Below are 13,179 nucleotides of genomic sequence, written 5' to 3' on the forward strand. Positions count from 1 at the left end.
TCACTGTGCATACTGACCTCGCCCGGTTGCACCGCGCCTGCGACCCAACAGGAAACTCTGTTCAATGCCCCGCTGCTGCATCGTAACGGCATACCAAGGTGACGAATTTGCCAAGCTCGCCACCCTGACGCTTCCACGAATGGAGGCGTTTGCAGCCCGCCATGGATATGAGTTGATCATCCACAGGCCGGATGGCTCGGAGATCACGGACTCCTGGATGAAGGTTCCGGCGATCCTAGCCGCCCTGCGACGCGATTTTGATTTTGTTCTGTGGCTGGACATCGACGCGCTGATCCTGCGGACCGATCGCGATATTCTGAAGGACGCCCAACCGGACGCTGATCTTCTGGTGTCCTGGCATGGACCGGAGACCACGCTGCTCGACGGAGCGCCCTTTCCGCCACACTACAACGCCGGCGTCTATTTGATCCGTCGATCTGAATGGTCGCTGGAATTTTTCACGCGCCTGCTCGCCCTGCGTGGAAAGATGACCCATCCGTGGCTCGAACAAGCCGCTCTTCTCACAATGCTCGGTTACAATGAGCCACTCGGCAACGGCCCCAACGTCGCCAACGAGCTTGATCGCGCGCATATCGGACATCTCGATCCGATCTGGAATTCGATCCCCGGTATCGCCATGGCAACCGATCCTGTCATTCATCATTTCGCAGGTCTGACCGGCAAGACACGGCTCGACCTAGTCAGGGAAAATGTCGCGATCGTGCCGCTCTATGAAACTGCCTCTGCCGCGGTACGATCCGCGCTGTCCCACCAGATCAGCCGGTGGGCGGCAGCGGAGCATGCAACGCAAAGTCTCAGGCGCGCGCAGACGGCAAGCATTGCAGAGTACCAGAACCAGACAGCCGAAATTGAAAGACTGAAGCACGATATTGCGAGAATCCGGGCGCCACGCCAGATGCTGCGGGCATTGCCGGGGGTCATCACGAATCGTCTGCGCGAAAAAATAGACGAACTGAGCAGCGTATCGTCATCGTCACCAAGCTTCAAACTCAAGATCAATGAAACGCCGGATTCCGTTCAAAATTTGTGGCCGGAAGGAAAATCAGAGCGATTTGAAGGACTGGCCTTTTCGACATCGGGCGACACGCTTGGGGTTGCCACCGCAGATACGAATGCGGTGTTGCTGTATCGGCGAACAGAAAACGGAACTTTTGAAGAAACACCGTACATCCGGCTGGGCGGCCTCGATTACCCCCATGATCTCTCGTTTTCGATGTGCGGGTCTGACGAATTGCTGGCAGTGGCACAGCGAACCGGAGCGCTCGCGCTGTTTCGAGCAAACGGCGTTAAAGGCCCCGAACCGGTCTTTGAAATCAGCGGAGCAGAAGCAAAGCTCACACACTCGGACGGCGTTTCTTTCGTCCCGCCGGTCAACGACTATCTTGCAGCATGCAATCTGGGTTCGAGCAGCATTTCGTTCTATCCAAGAATTTCAAGTGCCCCCGTTCGCTACGCATTGAGACCCGAATTCGAACTGGCGCATTGGAGCATCTTCTACCCGGATGGCCTTGCTTTCTCGCAATGCGGACGATGGCTTGCCATTGCAAACCACGGCAACGGATCCGTGAGCATTTTTCAACGGCGCAACCGGCTTCTCACGGGTGGCAAGCTAAGGTACGGGGCGGAGCCCATCGCGATCATCAATGACGAGAGTTTGCGTTATCCCCATTCGGTCGCATTCACTCCACGAACCAACCATCTGATTGTGACCAACGCCGGGGGAAACTTCTTCAGCGTTTATGAGCCGCGACGAAGTCACTTCGGCTTGCGATGGAGCCAGGTGCCGTCGGCACAAACGATTGTTGGCGACGAAAAGACCTTTCGGTCGGTCAACTTGGACAACAAGATGGAAGGCGGTCCAAAGGGCCTCGCGGTGCATGGAAACAGCATCGCTGTTTGCAGCCCGGAGATCGGAATCAAGATCTATTCTTTCCAGGAGGCGTGATCATCCGCTCACGATTGTTGGCTGGTGATCACGGCTGACAATCATCGGCTCATGATTATGTGTTCGGGGAGAGCTCACGCTCGCGCGATGTTCTCAGTTGTCCTTCAGCACCCGGTCGATCAGCGCGCGTGCGCCGATCAGGTCGTCGAGTGCTTCCTGAAGCTTGCCGCGATCGGTCGGCCTGGCGCTTTTCCGGACGCTCGGCGGGGCGTAGGCCTCGGCACCTGACGGCCCGTTTGCCGGAACCGGCTGCACAGGTTTGGGCATCACCGCCTTCGGCGGCGCCATGTCCGACAGCGGCGGTCCAAGGTCCCGCAACGCCAGCGGGGATGTATAATCCCTTTCCGGCCCATTGATGGATTCGTGAGAATCCAACTCGCCATCACCGTCGATATCGGGACTTGTCAGATCCGGGGCGTGATCGTCCTTCTCCCCGTCAAACGATGGTCCGTCGAACAAGGCAGTGGCGTGATCGGCCGAGCCGTCCGTCAGGCTCTGGACCGATTTGATCCCGTGCTCGCGCAAAATGCGCTGCACCCCGCGAATGGTGTATCCTTCGCCGTACAGCAGCCGCCGGATGCCGCGCAACAGGTTGACGTCATCGGGGCGGTAATAGCGGCGACCGCCACTCCGCTTCATCGGCTTGATCTGGTTGAAGCGCGTTTCCCAGAACCTCAGGACGTGCTGTGGCACATCGAGGTCATCAGCAACCTCGCTGATTGTCCGAAACGCGTCCGGCGCCTTGTCCAAGTGCAGGCTCCCCGTTGAAAGCCGCCGTCCTAACGTCAGTCGTCAGCGCCGTTGGCGCCGTCACTGCCGCTGCCATTTCCGTTGATACGCTGCTTGAGAATCGCGGATGGCTTGAACACCATAACCCGGCGCGGCGAGATAGGCACTTCCGTTCCGGTCTTCGGATTGCGGCCGATACGCTGGCCTTTTTTGCGCACCATGAACGAGCCGAAAGATGACAGTTTCACCGTCTCGCCCTTCTCGAGGCAGTCGGTAATCTCCTTCAGCACCAGTTCCACGAACGCAGACGACTCCGTGCGCGAAAGCCCTACCTTTTGGTAGACGGCTTCGCACAGATCAACGCGTGTGACTGTCTTCCCGGTTCCGGTCATCGCCTGCCCCGCTCACGGCGAAAAATATTATGTTCTGAAATTATGAGCTTAGCGACCGAGGGTCAACCTTGCTCATCGATGCAACAGCATGAAGTTGTTTCAATTTGCATCAGACTTTAGCAAAAGTCTCACCAGCGCAAGAGCGCTGAGCCCCATGTGAAACCGCCGCCCATCGCTTCCAGCATCAAAAGATCGTTCCTCTTGATGCGCCCGTCATCGACGGCGGCGGCGAGCGCGAGAGGAATCGAAGCGGCTGAGGTGTTTCCGTGACGGTCGACGGTCAGCACCACCTTCTGCGGCGCAATATGCAGCTTCTTGGCCGATGCATCGATGATGCGCTTGTTGGCCTGATGCGGAACCAGCCAGTCAACATCGTTCGCCGTCGTGCCTGTCGCCTGAAACGCGTCGACGATGACGTCGGTGATCATGCCGACGGCGTGCTTGAACACCTCACGGCCCTCCATCCGCAGATGGCCTACGGTCTGGGTGCTGGACGGCCCGCCATCGACGAACAGCTTGTCCTTGTGACGGCCGTCGGAACGCAGATGCGTGGTCAGAATGCCGCGATCGGCAGTGGTTCCCGCCTGCGGCTGCGCCTCAAGCACCACCGCGCCCGCACCGTCGCCGAACAGAACGCAGGTCCCGCGATCGTTCCAGTCCAGGATGCGCGAAAAGGTTTCCGCACCGATCACCAGCGCACGCTTGAACGCGCCGCTCTTCAGGAAATTGTCAGCCGTCGCCAGCGCGAAAATGAAACCCGTGCAGACAGCCTGCAGATCGAACGCGGCGCCGTGGTTGATGCCAAGACCGTGCTGAATCGCAACAGCCGTCGCCGGGAAAGTGTTGTCCGGAGTCGAGGTCGCCAGCACGATCAGGTCGATCGACTGCGCGTCGATCCCGGCATTGGCGAGCGCTGCCTGCGCAGCCTTCAGGCCCAGATGGGAGGTGAACTCTCCCTCGGCCGCAATATGGCGTTCTTTAATCCCGGTGCGCTGGACGATCCACTCGTCCGACGTATCGACCATCTTCGCCAGTTCGGCATTGGTCAAAATGCGCTCCGGCAAGTAAGAACCGTAGCCAAGCACAACCGAACGCATCACAGTCACGAGACAGCCTCCTGCGCATTCGGCACGATCGAAAGAGCGTGGCCGTCGCGGTTGAGTGTTTGATTGATCTTGGGCAGGAGATCGTAGCGGACCATGTCGTAACCAACATCAACTGCCGACGCAAAGCCCTCAGCGTCAGTGCCGCCGTGGCTCTTGATGACCACTCCGTTCAGCCCAAGGAAGACGCCGCCGTTAACTTTGCGGGGGTCCATTTTATCCCGCAACGCGTTGAAGGCGCCTCGCGCGAAAATATAACCGAGCTTGGAGCGCCAGGTCCGGCTCATGGCGCTGCGCAGATATTCCGCGATCTGCCGTGCCGTACCCTCAGCGGTCTTCAGGGCGATGTTGCCGCTGAACCCCTCGGTCACGATCACGTCGGCTGCCCCCCTGCCGATGCCGTCGCCCTCGACGAAGCCAATGAAGTCGAGCTGCGACAGGTTCATGGCCCGGAGCAGTTCGGCAGCCCCGCGCACTTCCTCCACGCCCTTCACTTCCTCGACTCCGATGTTGAGCAGGCCCACCGTCGGACGTTCAAGATCGAACAGAACGCTTGCCATCGCACTGCCCATGATCGCGAGCGACGCGAGATGGCGGGCATCGCCGCCGATCGAGGCGCCGACATCGAGCACAACGGACTCACCGCGCACCGTCGGCCATACCGCAGCGATGGCCGGTCGGTCGATGCCGGGCATCATCCGCAGATTGAGCCGCGACATCGCCATCAGCGCGCCGGTGTTGCCGGCGGACACCACGACGTCGGCGTCGCCCCTCTTCACGGCGTCGATCGCCAGCCACATCGAAGAGGACTTGCGGCCCCGGCGCAGCGCCTGGCTGGGCTTCTCGTCCATGCTGATCGCAATGTCGGCGTGAAAGACCCGCGAGACGGCCTTGAGCGCGGGATGTGCATCGAGCTGCGCATTGATCAGCGCGCTGTCGCCAAACAGCAGGAATTCGACGTCGCTGTGGCGCATCAACGCGAGCGCCGCGCCTGGAACGATAATCGATGCACCGAAATCGCCGCCCATGGCGTCAAGCGCGATTCGAACCTTCTGCGGCATAAGCGTCCCGGAAACCTGATCGTTGCGGCCTCGAAGCGACTGGCCGCGAGCTGGAAGCCATCGTCTCCGACGGCGGTGGGCGGAAGTCTACGCCACTGACAGCGCAACCCCAGCCGGGGCAGCGACAATAGCGTTTTTGTGGTGCGATACAACGGCTTGACCCAAGCTGCGGCTTCGGTCAAGCGCCCGCTGCAGCCGTGTCATTTTCCCTTGGGTTTTTTACCCTTTGCACCGTCCGGCTTCTCCTTGAGCGCCTTCAGGGCCGCAAAGGGGTGCTCGTCGGGATCCTCAGGGGTCTCAGGCGGAGCGAATGCCACGCCCGGCTTGCGCGGATAGGTATCTATTCCCAGAACCAGAAACTCAGCCGCCAGTTGGCCGAGGTCGATGGCGCCATGGACGATGGGCTCCGGAGGATTGGAGATTTCGGCATCCTCACCCTGCTCCTTCTGGACGGATTTCGGACTAACGGCAATTTGCGACGGCGGCGCGAAGACCGCAGTAATCGCTTCCTCGATATCGTTCTCGACTGGATCGAGCGACACAACGCAGGTTTGCTCCACCCGCGCTCTGACCGTGCCGGTGACATTCACGATACCTCCCGCCTCGGGAATGACGTCGAGCGTCGCCACGGCCCGCAGCACCGCATTCACGCCGGCGGTGGCGGCCAGTAGACCGCGTTGAGCCGGGGTGGCCTCCAGCACCTGATGCAGCCCCGCCTCCGGCAACTGGGCCACCAGAACCGGGAAGCTCCAGGGAAGATCGCTATTCGGCATATGACTCGCCTTGCTCATGATGCTCCGCCTTGGGAGGCGGCCGCAGGCCTTGGAAACGCCCACGCCCCCTTGCGAACGGCCTCGTCAGCCGATTTTGTGAGGCTATCGCTGGTTTCACGAACATAGGCGGCCAGCACTCTCGCGCCATCCGCGGCCTCGCCGTTGAAGACATTCTTGGACAACGCCTGCGCCAATTCCTCGTCACCCGCCTCAAAAGCGAGATCGTAGGCGGCCGAGCGTCCGTAGAACGCCTCCCCGAAAGCCTGCATGCGTTTCGGAACGGTCAGGTCGCCAACCCCCATCTCGCGAAGGTTGCCGTCCATGTCAGCGCAGAAATGGTCGAAAAGCGCCTGTGACATACTGTTTCCACCCTCCACCGCTTGCAACCGGCGCAGCACCAGCCACAGGTGCAGGATCAGCATGTCGAATCGGCCATTAACCGTGTCGCGCACGCCAAGGCTTGCGTAAAACGCCGGTTCTCGCGCTTGCGCCACGATCATGCCATAGATGGCTTCAATGGTGCCGCGCGGGACGGTGGGGTTCCTGAAGCGATTGAACGGCCAAAGCATTTTTCGTTTCCACGTCGAAGCCGGCGACGATCCAGATCGTCCAGTCGGCCCCCGGTGTGTTGAAATCAGAAGCTCTGCCCGGTACGTCAACGCTTCGGCTGATGCAAGAGGCAAGAGGAAGGCCACGCGCGACATGACGGTTTTCAGACAGCCCGGTCTTCAGATCGCCGGAGAGCGACGGTTTGCGGCGCGCCTGCGTGCGGCGGCTGCGATGATGCTTGTGTGCGCCGCGCTGGCCGCCTGCACCGGCGAGCAGTTCCAGAAGGGCTACATCCTGCCCCCCGGAGCGCTTGAGCAAATTCCTATCGGCGCCAGCCAGGATCAGGTTCTGATCGTGATGGGAACACCCTCCACCGTCGCCACCCTGAGCGGCGAGGTTTTCTATTACATTTCCCAGCGCTCGGAACGCAAAGTCGCATTCATGCAACAGAGCGTCATCGATCAGCGGGTGATCGCGATTTACTTCGACAAGAACCGCACGGTCCAGCGCGTGGCCAACTACGGACTCCAGGACGGCAAGATCTTCGATTTCATCAGCCGCACCACCCCGACCAGCGGTCAGGAAATGAGCTACCTCACACCGATCTTCAAGCTTCTCAGCCCGAACTGATGTCGCTGGTCGCGCCGGCAGTTCAACTGCCGGTATTCTGCTGAGCGAAATACCCGAGCTTTGCAGCGTAACGGCTGCGCTTGCCGTTACGGAACCTGCCCGCTACGCTTCCTTCCAACAAGATCTCGCAAACGAGATGTATCTGGGAGGATAACCGATGACGCGTTCACTATCCCGCCGCTCCGTGCTGTCAGGCGCCGCGGCCCTTTCCACAAGTCCGCTCTGGCCGCGCCCGGCGCGATCCGCCGACTGGCGTCCAACCGACACGGTGCGGATCATCGTGCCGGCAGCGCCCGGCGGCAGCACGGACGTGATCGGCCGCTACCTCGCACAACACCTGCAGGCGGCGTGGGGCATATCGGCGGTCGTCGAAAACAAGTCCGGCGGCGGCGGCACTATCGGCACCTCGTTTTTCGTTCAGCAGAAACCCGACGGCAACACGATTCTCGTGGGCAATCCGGGGCCGAACGCGGTGGCCTTCAGCATCTTCCGGTCCCTGCCCTACAAGGCCGATCAACTGCAGCCGGTGACCAACGCGATCCGGATTCCAAATATCGTGTCGGCGCATCCCTCCAGCGGGATCAAATCGATCAAGGAACTGATCGCCTATCTCAAGGCCAATCCGGACAAGCTGAACTACGGCACGTCGGGGGTCGGGCAAAGCCCGCACCTGACCGCCGTCTGGTTCATGCAATTGACCGGCGTGAAGATGACGCACATTCCGTTCCGGGGCGCTGGCCCCGCTCTCACCGGGGCGCTGGGCGGGGACGTGGCGATCCTGTTCGACAACCTCTATCCATCGCTACCACAGGCGGAAGACGGCAAACTCGTCGCGCTGGCCGTGACGACGCCGGAGCGCAGTTTCAAGGCGCCGAATATTCCGACCATGCGCGAAAGCGCGCCGGAGCTCGCCAACTTCGACGTCTCGTCCTGGTTCGGAATGTTCATGCAAGCTGGAACACCGCGGCCGATCGTCGATGCGTACAACGCCGAGATCAAGAAGATGCTGGCACGCGAGGACATCAAGAAGAACATCGCCGCGATGGGCGCCGTGACCGACTACGGAACGCCCGAGCAGTACTCGGCCTTTATCGATGCCGAGATCAAAAAATTCGCGGGCATCATCAACAAGGAAGGTCTGAAGATGGACGTCAACTGACGCTCCACGCGACGCAGTTTTTCCAAAACAAACCGGCCGCCTTGCGAAGTCCCCGCAAGGCGGCCGTTTCCTGTTTCACAAAGCGTAAAGTCAGACTGACATCAAACCCTGTTCAACGAATCTATAACCGGCCTCCCACCGCTGATGCTGCTCGGTATTTTCCGGATAGGGATTGTCGTGCGGCTCGTTGTTGAATCGTGCGAGCTTCCCCTGCTCGAACGGATCGCCGTCGTCTGCTGCCATGTGTAGCCTCCCTTGTTTAACCGGAGACAACGCCCGCAATCGCGATCGGGTTTCATCGCCTTTCAAAATTTTCGGCGTGGATAACGATTCAACCTGTCATCAAATCGCAACAATCACCTGTGGCATCCGCGCAAAGAAAAACCCCGCAGCGTGAGCCGCGGGGTTCTTCGATTTCAGGATTGTGGCGATCAGTGCGCCAAAATCGCCAGCAACAACAAGGCCACGATGTTGGTGATCTTGATCATCGGGTTCACGGCCGGACCAGCCGTGTCCTTGTAGGGGTCGCCGACGGTATCGCCGGTCACGGCTGCCTTGTGAGCATCCGAACCCTTGCCGCCGTGATGGCCGTCCTCGATGTACTTCTTGGCGTTGTCCCATGCGCCGCCACCCGAGGTCATCGAGATAGCAACGAACAGGCCGGTGACGATCACGCCGAGCAGCATCGCGCCGACCGCCGAGAACGCTGCCGACTTGCCGGCCGCGCCGCCGCCCGCAATCGCATAGATCGCGAAGTAGACGAAGATCGGCGACAGCACCGGCAGCAACGACGGGATGATCATTTCCTTGATCGCAGCCTTGGTCAGAAGATCGACGGCCTTACCATAATCCGGCTTGTCCGTGCCCTTCATGATGCCCGGCTTTTCGCGGAACTGGCGACGAACCTCTTCCACGATCGCACCGGCGGCACGACCAACTGCGGTCATGCCCATCGCGCCGAACAGGTACGGCAGCAGACCGCCGAACAGCAGGCCAACCACGACGTACGGATTGTTCAGCGAGAAGTCAGGAATGACACCCTGGAAGTACGGATACTTCGCAGCGTTGGCGATGAAGAACTTGAGATCTTCATTGTACGCCGCGAACAGCACCAGTGCGCCCAGACCAGCCGAACCGATGGCGTAGCCCTTGGTGACGGCCTTGGTGGTGTTGCCGACCGCGTCGAGCGCGTCGGTGGCCTTGCGCACTTCCTTCGGCAGGCCGGCCATTTCGGCAATGCCGCCGGCATTGTCGGTGACCGGGCCGAAAGCGTCGAGCGCGACGATCATGCCAGCCAGAGCAAGCATGGTGGTGGTCGCGATCGCGATGCCGAACAGGCCCGCGAGGCTGTAGGTGACGAGGATGCCCGCGATGATGACGAGCGCCGGACCGGCGGTCGACTCCATCGAGATCGCGAGACCCTGGATCACGTTGGTGCCGTGGCCGGTCACCGACGATTGCGCGATCGACTTCACCGGCCGGAAATCGGTGCCGGTGTAGTACTCGGTGATCCAGATGATGAGACCCGTCACCACGAGACCGACGACGCCGCACTCGAACAGTGCAAGGCCGGTGTACTTCACGCCCGCGAGCGGACCGAATCCGATCAGCTGATGGATCACGAAGGCAACGCCGAACAGGGACAGAACGCCGGTGGCGATCAGGCCCTTGTAGAGAGCGCCCATGATCGACTGGCTGGCGCCGAGCTTCACAAAGAAGGTGCCAATGATCGAGGTCAGGATGCAGATGCCGCCGATAGCGAGCGGCAGGATCATCATGTTGGGCAGCAGCGCAGGCGCGCCAGCGAAGAAGATCGCCGCGAGCACCATGGTCGCGACTGCCGTCACTGCGTAGGTTTCAAAGAGATCGGCCGCCATGCCGGCGCAATCGCCGACATTGTCGCCGACGTTGTCTGCGATGGTGGCCGGATTGCGCGGATCGTCTTCCGGAATACCGGCTTCGACCTTGCCGACGAGATCGCCGCCGACGTCCGCACCCTTGGTGAAGATGCCGCCGCCGAGACGGGCGAAGATCGAGATCAGCGATGCGCCGAAGCCGAGCGCCACCAGCGAATCGACCACGATACGGTCATTCACAGCCAGCCCGCGAACCTGCGTGAGATACATGAAGTAAAGCGTCACGCCGAGCAGCGCGAGACCTGCCACCAGCATGCCCGTGATCGCGCCCGCCTTGAACGCGAGTTCAAGACCGCCGGCCAGCGACTTGGTCGCCGCCTGCGCGGTGCGGACGTTGGCACGCACCGACACGTTCATGCCGATGAAGCCGGCAGCTCCCGAGAGCACCGCACCGATCAGGAATCCGATCGCGACGAGGATGCCGAGGAAGTACGCCAGCAGCGCGAAGATCACGATGCCGACGATACCGATCGTCATGTACTGGCGCTTGAGATAAGCCTGCGCGCCTTCGCGCACCGCCGCTGCGATTTCCTGCATGCGGGCGTTGCCCGCATCAGCCGCGAGCACCGACGAAGTTGCCCACGCGGCGTAGACGATGGAAAGCGCTCCCGCGAGCACGATCAACCATAATGCTGTCATTGATTTTTGCCTCAGATCCCTGCTGTTTCCCCAGTAACGCCCCACAGGCCGTACAGGGTGGCCGGGCGCGCAAAAAAGGAGGCATGCTTTCGTCAAAAGGCGAAATGCTGCCTCAATTCGGCGCGGACATTGCCAAAATCATATCCCTGACGCAACGCCGCCAAGACCCCGCAAGCCCCTTTTTCGGGCGATTCAAGGAATGCCGCACAGGACGTTTGTTTGCAGTGCGAAAAACGTCAGAAGTGGCTGTAGGACAGGCGTTTCAGCGCCACTGGCTTGCCAGCTGCATCGAGGAACCGGGGCGCAGCCGCACCGGCCTCGACCTTGCCGATGCCTCTGAGCTGCACATTGACCTGCCTTGCAGCGGCGAGAAACGAATCCCACCGATTCTCCGGGATTGCGCAGACGACCTCGTAATCGTCGCCGCCCGACACGATGGCTTCGATACTCGAGCTACTCTTGGCGACCAGCGCGCGCGCCTGCTCCGAGAGCGGAACAGCCATCAGGTCGATGGATGCAGAAATCCCCGATGCGGTGCAGAGCTTGGCGAGATCGCCCGCCAGTCCGTCCGACACGTCCATGGCTGCGCTGGCATGTTCGCGGATCGCCACAGCAAGCGCATTGCGCGGCTGCGGCACGCGGTAGCGCTGGATCAGAAATTCGCGTGACGACGTATCGAGCCCCTCGCCCGCCTGCCCCTTGAGAATACGCAGACCCAGCGCGGCATCGCCGATGGTGCCGGTCACCGCGATCCGGTCGCCGGGCTTCGCACCGGTGCGGCGAACCATTCGGCCCGGCGGCACGCGGCCGAACGCTGTAATCGAAATCATCAGCGGCCCCGGCGTCGACACCGTATCGCCCCCCAGCACCGGACAACCGAACGTCGCTGCATCCTCGCCAAGCGCACGCGCGAACGGCGCAAGCCATTGCTCTTTCGCTTCGCGCAGCGCCAGCGTCAGGACGAAGCCTGCAGGGACGGCACCCTTGGCCGCCAGATCCGACAGATTCACACGCAACGCCTTGCGCGCAATGGTGTCGGGCGGATCGCCGGGAAGAAAATGGACGCCTTCAACGATGGCGTCCGTCGTCACGACAAGATCGTCACCCGCATGATTCAGCAGCGCCGCATCGTCGATCAGACCGAACGCGCCGGGATCGGTCGCGAGCGGACGGAAGTAGCGCGCGATCAGGTCGTCCTCGCCCGATGCTCCGGCACCCGGCGTCGTCATTGCTATTGCCCCGTCCGCGCGAATTCCGGCGCACGAAACTGCCGCGCAATCTGGTCGAGCACAGCATTCACCATGCCGGTTTCGTCCTTGTCCACGAAGGCATGAGCCACATCGACATATTCCGACACCACGACACGCGCCGGAATATCCTTGCGGTGTTCGAGTTCATAGGCCCCCGCCCGCAGTGTCGCGCGCAGGATCGCGTCGATGCGCTTCAGCGGCCAGCCGCTTTCGAGCGCCTTGTCGATCAGCGGATCGAGCTTGCTCTGGTCGCGCACCACACCCGCGACGACATCCTTGAAGAACGCCGCTTCCGCTGGCAGGTAGGTATCGCCCTCGACTTCGCTGCCAAGCCAATGACTTTCAAACTCGGCGAAGATGTCTTCGATGCCGGCGCCTGCGATATCCATCTGATACAGCGCCTGCACAGCGGCAAGGCGCGCAGCACCGCGCCGGTTGGCCTTGCGGTCGCCCGGTCCCTTGTCGCCGGCTTTCTTGGCGTCGCTCATAGCGGTTTCGCCAAACGCTTCTTGATACGCATCATGGTGAGCGCCGCGCGAGCCGCGTCGCCGCCCTTGTTCAGCTTGTCGGCGCGGGCGCGTTCCCACGCCTGCTCCGTCGTATTCACGGTAATGATGCCGTTGCCGAGCGGCAGGCTGCGCGCCACGGCGAGGTCCATCAGCGCCCGCGACGATTCCATCGACACGATCTCGAAGTGGATGGTGTCGCCGCGCACCACGCAGCCCAGCGCGATGGCGCCATCGTACTGACGGCCGTTCTTCTTCGACGCGTCGAGCGCAATCGCAATCGCTGCCGGAATTTCGAGAGCGCCCGGAACGCTGATCACATCGTAGCCGACGCCCGCGGCCACCAGCTCCTTGATCGCACCCTGAAGCAGCGCTTCCTGGATATCGTCGTAGAACCGGGCTTCGATGATGACGACGGTCGCGCCGCTGATGTCGGTTTGATCCTTGAGTTCTGCGCGGCGCGGTTCGGCCATCATTCCATCCAGTCAAAGGGGTTTCGGTGTTTG

At 61.3% G+C, this 13,179-nt stretch carries 14 protein-coding genes; 3 read left to right on the top strand and 11 right to left on the bottom strand.

Annotation, left to right across the window (positions count from 1 at the left end; all coding sequences use genetic code 11):
• Positions 1 to 64: 64 nt before the first annotated feature.
• Positions 65 to 1,966: a putative nucleotide-diphospho-sugar transferase gene (locus HNQ36_RS07165; protein ID WP_184083424.1), complete on the top strand. Its 1,902-nt coding sequence runs from the start codon at positions 65 to 67 to the stop codon at positions 1,964 to 1,966.
• Between the two features lie 93 nt (positions 1,967 to 2,059).
• On the opposite strand, the gene HNQ36_RS07170 is transcribed toward HNQ36_RS07165, so the two are convergent.
• The 6 genes from HNQ36_RS07170 to HNQ36_RS07195 form a co-directional block, all read right to left on the bottom strand.
• Entirely contained in the window at positions 2,060 to 2,716 is a 657-nt protein-coding gene (locus tag HNQ36_RS07170) for a MerR family transcriptional regulator (protein WP_184083426.1), read from the bottom strand.
• A 35-nt stretch (positions 2,717 to 2,751) separates the two neighbouring features.
• The gene (locus HNQ36_RS07175) at positions 2,752 to 3,087 is read right to left on the bottom strand and encodes an integration host factor subunit alpha (protein WP_184083428.1); all 336 of its coding nucleotides are present in this window, start codon (positions 3,085 to 3,087) and stop codon (positions 2,752 to 2,754) included.
• A 128-nt stretch (positions 3,088 to 3,215) separates the two neighbouring features.
• On the bottom strand, positions 3,216 to 4,193 hold the full coding sequence (locus tag HNQ36_RS07180; protein WP_347339949.1) for a beta-ketoacyl-ACP synthase III: 978 nt from the start codon (positions 4,191 to 4,193) through the stop codon (positions 3,216 to 3,218).
• On the bottom strand, positions 4,190 to 5,251 hold the full coding sequence (gene plsX, locus HNQ36_RS07185; RefSeq protein ID WP_184083430.1) for a phosphate acyltransferase PlsX: 1,062 nt from the start codon (positions 5,249 to 5,251) through the stop codon (positions 4,190 to 4,192). The genes HNQ36_RS07180 and plsX overlap by 4 nt, the downstream gene beginning before the upstream one ends.
• Before the next feature lie 200 nt (positions 5,252 to 5,451).
• On the bottom strand, positions 5,452 to 6,042 hold the full coding sequence (locus tag HNQ36_RS07190; RefSeq protein ID WP_184083432.1) for a YceD family protein: 591 nt from the start codon (positions 6,040 to 6,042) through the stop codon (positions 5,452 to 5,454).
• The gene (locus tag HNQ36_RS07195) at positions 6,039 to 6,593 is read right to left on the bottom strand and encodes a ubiquinol-cytochrome C chaperone family protein (RefSeq protein WP_184083434.1); all 555 of its coding nucleotides are present in this window, start codon (positions 6,591 to 6,593) and stop codon (positions 6,039 to 6,041) included. Before HNQ36_RS07195 ends, HNQ36_RS07190 begins: the two co-directional genes overlap by 4 nt.
• Before the next feature lie 133 nt (positions 6,594 to 6,726).
• On the opposite strand from HNQ36_RS07195, the gene HNQ36_RS07200 reads away from it, so the two are divergent.
• Positions 6,727 to 7,203: an outer membrane protein assembly factor BamE gene (locus tag HNQ36_RS07200; RefSeq protein WP_184083436.1), complete on the top strand. Its 477-nt coding sequence runs from the start codon at positions 6,727 to 6,729 to the stop codon at positions 7,201 to 7,203.
• 157 nt (positions 7,204 to 7,360) lie between these two features.
• Complete coding sequence (locus tag HNQ36_RS07205; RefSeq protein ID WP_184083438.1) at positions 7,361 to 8,362, top strand: Bug family tripartite tricarboxylate transporter substrate binding protein; 1,002 nt, start codon at positions 7,361 to 7,363, stop codon at positions 8,360 to 8,362.
• Positions 8,363 to 8,452: 90 nt separating this feature from the next.
• Here HNQ36_RS07205 and HNQ36_RS07210 read toward each other — a convergent pair whose 3' ends face one another.
• The 5 genes from HNQ36_RS07210 to ribH form a co-directional block, all read right to left on the bottom strand.
• The gene (locus HNQ36_RS07210; RefSeq protein ID WP_009736618.1) at positions 8,453 to 8,605 is read right to left on the bottom strand and encodes a hypothetical protein; all 153 of its coding nucleotides are present in this window, start codon (positions 8,603 to 8,605) and stop codon (positions 8,453 to 8,455) included.
• Positions 8,606 to 8,793: 188 nt separating this feature from the next.
• On the bottom strand, positions 8,794 to 10,917 hold the full coding sequence (locus HNQ36_RS07215; RefSeq protein ID WP_184083440.1) for a sodium-translocating pyrophosphatase: 2,124 nt from the start codon (positions 10,915 to 10,917) through the stop codon (positions 8,794 to 8,796).
• A 236-nt stretch (positions 10,918 to 11,153) separates the two neighbouring features.
• Positions 11,154 to 12,146 (bottom strand): thiamine-phosphate kinase, encoded by a 993-nt coding sequence (thiL, locus tag HNQ36_RS07220; RefSeq protein WP_184083442.1) that lies wholly within the window; start codon positions 12,144 to 12,146, stop codon positions 11,154 to 11,156.
• 2 nt (positions 12,147 to 12,148) lie between these two features.
• Positions 12,149 to 12,655 (bottom strand): transcription antitermination factor NusB, encoded by a 507-nt coding sequence (nusB, locus tag HNQ36_RS07225; protein WP_184083444.1) that lies wholly within the window; start codon positions 12,653 to 12,655, stop codon positions 12,149 to 12,151.
• Entirely contained in the window at positions 12,652 to 13,146 is a 495-nt protein-coding gene (gene ribH / locus HNQ36_RS07230; RefSeq protein ID WP_184083446.1) for a 6,7-dimethyl-8-ribityllumazine synthase, read from the bottom strand. The genes nusB and ribH overlap by 4 nt, the downstream gene beginning before the upstream one ends.
• Between the last annotated feature and the right edge of the window lie 33 nt (positions 13,147 to 13,179).

Origin of the sequence: Afipia massiliensis (genome assembly GCF_014203115.1) — a bacterium.
Lineage (GTDB): Bacteria > Pseudomonadota > Alphaproteobacteria > Rhizobiales > Xanthobacteraceae > Afipia > Afipia massiliensis.

Coding starts and splice junctions, on each gene's coding strand:
- HNQ36_RS07165 (WP_184083424.1), top strand. CDS start 65: ATGCCCCGCTGCTGCATCGTAACGGCATACCAAGGTGACGAATTTGCC.
- HNQ36_RS07175 (WP_184083428.1), bottom strand. CDS start 3,087: ATGACCGGAACCGGGAAGACAGTCACACGCGTTGATCTGTGCGAAGCC.
- plsX (WP_184083430.1), bottom strand. CDS start 5,251: ATGCCGCAGAAGGTTCGAATCGCGCTTGACGCCATGGGCGGCGATTTC.
- HNQ36_RS07190 (WP_184083432.1), bottom strand. CDS start 6,042: ATGAGCAAGGCGAGTCATATGCCGAATAGCGATCTTCCCTGGAGCTTC.
- HNQ36_RS07195 (WP_184083434.1), bottom strand. CDS start 6,593: ATGCTTTGGCCGTTCAATCGCTTCAGGAACCCCACCGTCCCGCGCGGC.
- HNQ36_RS07200 (WP_184083436.1), top strand. CDS start 6,727: ATGACGGTTTTCAGACAGCCCGGTCTTCAGATCGCCGGAGAGCGACGG.
- HNQ36_RS07205 (WP_184083438.1), top strand. CDS start 7,361: ATGACGCGTTCACTATCCCGCCGCTCCGTGCTGTCAGGCGCCGCGGCC.
- HNQ36_RS07210 (WP_009736618.1), bottom strand. CDS start 8,605: ATGGCAGCAGACGACGGCGATCCGTTCGAGCAGGGGAAGCTCGCACGA.
- HNQ36_RS07215 (WP_184083440.1), bottom strand. CDS start 10,917: ATGACAGCATTATGGTTGATCGTGCTCGCGGGAGCGCTTTCCATCGTC.
- thiL (WP_184083442.1), bottom strand. CDS start 12,146: ATGACGACGCCGGGTGCCGGAGCATCGGGCGAGGACGACCTGATCGCG.
- nusB (WP_184083444.1), bottom strand. CDS start 12,655: ATGAGCGACGCCAAGAAAGCCGGCGACAAGGGACCGGGCGACCGCAAG.
- ribH (WP_184083446.1), bottom strand. CDS start 13,146: ATGGCCGAACCGCGCCGCGCAGAACTCAAGGATCAAACCGACATCAGC.